This is a genomic window from Massiliimicrobium timonense, from assembly GCF_002160865.1.
In the GTDB taxonomy this organism is placed as follows: domain Bacteria; phylum Bacillota_I; class Bacilli_A; order Erysipelotrichales; family Coprobacillaceae; genus Allocoprobacillus.
Genome location: NZ_NFLJ01000099.1, coordinates 1 through 987, shown reverse-complemented (window position 1 = coordinate 987; position 987 = coordinate 1). Strand labels below are relative to the sequence as shown.

General features: G+C 33.8%; 1 protein-coding gene. It reads right to left on the bottom strand.

Translation table 11 applies throughout. The annotated features are described in order from the left end of the window. Window positions 1-142: 142 nt before the first annotated feature. Window positions 143-987 (bottom strand): PD-(D/E)XK nuclease domain-containing protein (locus B5E75_RS14325; RefSeq protein ID WP_338037081.1); only part of this gene is annotated, 845 nt, incomplete at its 5' end.

The following is a 987-nucleotide window of genomic DNA, read 5'->3' as shown; positions in this document are numbered from 1 at the left end:
CCTCGCATACTATCTAAGATAGGTTGTATTAACATATAAATGTAGCGCCGTATACGAGACCCGTACGTACGGTGCAATGAGAGGGGCGAAGATTAATTTCTTCCCTCTACTCTATTATAATTGTTAGTATTAAAAACAGAAATTATTCTGCTTTTGTTATAATGCATTGTTTTTTATAGAAAGATATACCATATCCTATGACATGTTCGTATCCTTCTTCTATCAGTCCTTCAATATATTTCTGTCTGATAATCTGTTCACTTGCTTTGGCACTGTCCTTTCTTAGTTCCTTGATGCTAGATGAATGTTTACATTCTATAATCAGTGCTGTATCAAGTATACTGTAAGGAAGCACTGCTATATCAAATCTTCCTTCTCCACTTTCCCTGTTGGATTGAACTGTATAACCATTAGCCTTTAAAAAGCCTACCATGAAACCATGATAGAAGTTTTCATAGTTATCATAATAGCTGATGCTCTGTTGGAGAACATCCTGCAATAAGCGATTAGCTTTCATGACATCTTCTTGTATCAAAGCTTCTATGAATGACAAATCTCTTTTTCTTTGATAGCTGTCAAACCATTTCATAAAGATATCTTCATAGATATATTTGACTTCTTTATTAGGAATCACAAGTTCATAGGTATAAGGATGATCATTATCAACCTTACTCTTGATTTTCAGATAACCAGTAAACAACAGAAAACTATAGACATTGTCATTCATTGTCTGAATACTATGAAAGTCCATTTCTCGATACGTCAGTTCAGGAATAATCTTTTTGATGATGCTTTGATCATTGATTAGTTTTTCAAATTCTTCCTTCATTGTCATCGTTGCATATTCGATATATGTTTTAACAAGATTATTGCTGCTGGTATTCGCCCAGAAAGATACAGCCTGAAAATGGTCATCATTCAGTAATTTCTTGACATAGTTCAAGGCACTCCATGAATTATAGATTTCCGTCTTTCCAAACAGATAGC